This is a genomic window from Pseudoflavonifractor sp. 60, assembly GCF_009911645.1.
Classification (GTDB): domain Bacteria; phylum Bacillota; class Clostridia; order Oscillospirales; family Oscillospiraceae; genus Lawsonibacter.
Map to the genome: position 1 here is coordinate 1 of NZ_QWKI01000207.1, position 3166 is coordinate 3166.

General features: G+C 52.5%; 4 protein-coding genes and 1 pseudogene. 4 read left to right on the forward strand and 1 reads right to left on the reverse strand.

The genetic code is table 11. The annotated features are described in order from the left end of the window. The 4 genes from D1646_RS19725 to D1646_RS19740 all read left to right on the forward strand — a co-directional run. A partial coding sequence (locus tag D1646_RS19725; protein WP_160638096.1) for a sigma-70 family RNA polymerase sigma factor occupies positions 1–395 on the forward strand: 395 nt, incomplete at its 5' end. 4 nt (positions 396–399) lie between these two features. After that, positions 400–636, forward strand: a complete 237-nt coding sequence (locus D1646_RS19730) for a helix-turn-helix domain-containing protein (protein ID WP_160638097.1) — start codon at positions 400–402, stop codon at positions 634–636. A gap of 90 nt (positions 637–726) precedes the next feature. Further along, on the forward strand, positions 727–894 hold the full coding sequence (locus D1646_RS19735; RefSeq protein ID WP_160638098.1) for a hypothetical protein: 168 nt from the start codon (positions 727–729) through the stop codon (positions 892–894). An 87-nt stretch (positions 895–981) separates the two neighbouring features. Beyond that, on the forward strand, positions 982–2658 hold the full coding sequence (locus tag D1646_RS19740; protein ID WP_160638099.1) for a recombinase family protein: 1677 nt from the start codon (positions 982–984) through the stop codon (positions 2656–2658). Between the two features lie 229 nt (positions 2659–2887). On the opposite strand, the pseudogene D1646_RS19745 reads toward D1646_RS19740, so the two are convergent. Further along, positions 2888–3166, reverse strand: a pseudogene (locus tag D1646_RS19745) (hypothetical protein); the annotation flags it as partial.

Here is a 3166-nt window from a genome sequence, read left to right on the forward strand (position 1 = left end):
AGTGCAGGTTTGACGCCTTTTGCAAGACCGTTTTGAAGCATGAGGCAATCGACTACATCCGGGAAATGAAACGGCGGGCCAGCCGGGAAACATCCTTGGAGCGTCTGCCGCAGACGGCGATGGACAAGCTGTGTTTGGCTGACGACTATCCCAGCGACAGCTATGTGTTCTCATACTGCGGCTACGACTTGCCGATCAGCAGCGAACGGGTTGCCGACGCCTTTGCCTGTCTGCCAGAGCAGGAGCAAAGCATTTTAATTTTGCGGCTGGTTCTGGACTTGACAGACAGCGAGATTGGCGATGCCCTGGGACTGTCCCGGAGTGCCGTCCAGCGGCGCAGAACAAAATCGCTGAATGTCCTGCGGACAAAACTGACAGCGAGGAAAGGAGGTTAGCGCCATGAAGCGCCGGAACTACAAAGGCCCTGAACTGCTGCCGCTGGCGGTGAGCAATGCGGCCCGCGCCGGGGAGGCCGATGCCGTGGAACAGGTTTTGCGGTATTACGAGAGCTACATAAACAAGCTCTGCACCCGAACGGTCTACGACGAAAGCGGCTGTCCCCACGCCTGCCTGGATGAATACATGAAAAGCCGTCTGGAAAACAAACTCATCCGCGCTATTCTCGGTGTGAACTGATAATCGGCCCCGGTGGGAGGAACAGCTTACCCTTTCCCTGTTTCTCCCGACTGCGGGCCTTGTCCTGCGTTTTGGAAAGGGGGAACATCTTTGCCAAAAAATCAGCGTGAAGTTACCACAACGAAACATCAGATCGGCAAAACGACCTATCTTGTCTGTGCTTCATCCAGCGACCGGGCAACTGACAGCCTGGACGGAAAAATCCGGAAACTTATCAAAAAGGACTTGGAGCAAAGCAGAATATTCGACAAACAGTGAATTTTTGAGCTGACACGGGCGGAGGTTTGTGGTAAAATGGTAACAGTACATAACCATGCTTGCCTGCCGCCGGAAAGGAGGACTACCATGTTGCAGGCAGGCAAGATCACTGCCCTCTATTGCAGGTTGAGCCAAGAGGATATGCAGGCTGGGGAGAGCGAGAGCATCCAAAATCAAAAGCTGATTTTACAACGGTACACTGATGAACATTTTTTCCTGAACACCCGCTTTTTCGTGGATGATGGATTTTCCGGGGTCAGCTTCGAGCGTGAGGGGCTTCAAACCATGCTCCGTGAGGTGGAGGCCGGAAACGTGGCGACGGTCATTACCAAGGACTTATCCCGCCTGGGCCGAAATTATCTGAAAACCGGGGAGCTTATTGAAATCATTTTCCCGGAGTACGATGTGCGCTATATCGCCATCAATGACGGTGTGGACACAGCGAGGGAAGATAACGAGTTTACCCCTCTGAGGAATTGGTTCAATGAGTTTTACGCCCGCGACACATCCAAGAAAATCCGGGCTGTCAAGCAGGCCAAGGCCCAGCGGGGAGAGCGTGTCAACGGGGAAGTACCGTATGGCTATCTGGCAGACCCGGATGACCGCAATCATCTTATTCCCGACCCGGAAACGGCCCATATTGTCAAGCAGATTTTCGCGATGTATGTGCGGGGCGACCGTATGTGTGAAATCCAGAACTGGCTGCGGGATAACGAGATTTTGACCGTTGGCGAACTGCGCTACCGCAGAAAAGGCGGAAAGAAATTCCCCCGCCCCCAGATTAACGCCTGGTATACTTGGCCGGACAAAACGCTGTATGACATCCTCACTCGACAGGAGTATCTGGGACATACCATCACAGCGAAAACCTACAAGGTGTCCTATAAATCCAAAAAGACACGGAAAAATCCAGAGGACAAGCGGTATTTCTTTCCCAATACTCACGAACCGTTGATTGACGAAGAAACATTTGCCCTTGCCCAAAAGCGTATCGCCACCCGACACCGGCCTACCAAGTCTGATGAAATCGACCTATTTTCCGGGCTGCTGTTTTGCGGGGACTGCGATTACAAAATGTATCTCCAAAAGGGCACCGGAACGCCGGAGAGGAAGCACGCCTACACCTGCGGCAACTACCGCAACCGGGCCAGAAACGATTTTCTCTGCACAACGCATTACATCCACAAGACTGTCCTGAAAGAGCTTGTCCTTGCCGATTTGCAGCGGGTTTTGGCCTATGTGAAAGAGCATGAGCAGGAGTTTGTTCGTACCGCTGCCGAGTGCGGGGAGCAGGCCGCTAAAAAGGCTCTTATCCAGCAGCGGAAAGAACTGGACAAGGCAGAACGCCGGATGGATGAACTCAATCTGTTGTTCCGCAAACTTTACGAGGACATGGCCTTGGGCCGCTTGTCAAGTGAACAGTTTGCGCTTCTGACCTCCGGCTATGAGGACGAGAAAGCGGCGCTGACGAAACGGGCGGCGGAACTGCGGAAAGAGATTGACAGCGCCGCCGAGCGTGGGGCGGATGTGAAGCGGTTTGTCGCTCTGGTACGCCGGTACTCGGAGATCAGCGAACTGACCTATGAGAATGTCCATGAGTTTATTGACCGCATTTTAGTCCACGAGCTGAACAGGGAAACGAACACCCGGAAAATCGAAATCTTTTACAGCTTCGTGGGCAAGGTAGACAGCGGCGATGAACCGACGGAAAGCATATCCTATTTCCGACAAATTGGCACTGATGTCAAGAGTTTTGCCGTCTGATAATACAAAATGCTGGGGTAAGACAGTGCACCATCTTTTATGGTTACGCTATCTTACCCCAGCAAACGTAGCCCCCGAGTATCCGTCGTCGAACATGAACCGGGGGTTCGGCAGGTGGTTGTCTGCGGCGAACTTCTCTAAAATAGCCCTTTGATTCTGGATGCTGCCCGAGATGCCCTCTATCATACCACATTCGGCGCAAGACTTCAATACTTTAATGTGCGATATTTCAATTGAGGATACGGATTACCTTCTTCTCCACGGGTTCGGCGGTGTCGCTGCTGAAATGGGCCTTAACGGTGTAGATGGTGCCGCCGATCTCCCGCTCAAAGCTGATGGGGTGGATATATTGATGCTCTTTTAGCCAATCCACCCGCTCCTCATGGGATAGACCGGCGAGGAAAGCCGCCGTTTCATCTACCTTTTCCATTACTTCATCATAGATTTTCGCTTCCTGCTCGGTCAATTCCAACTTGATAATATTCATCTGCTTCTCGCTCCTCTCGTT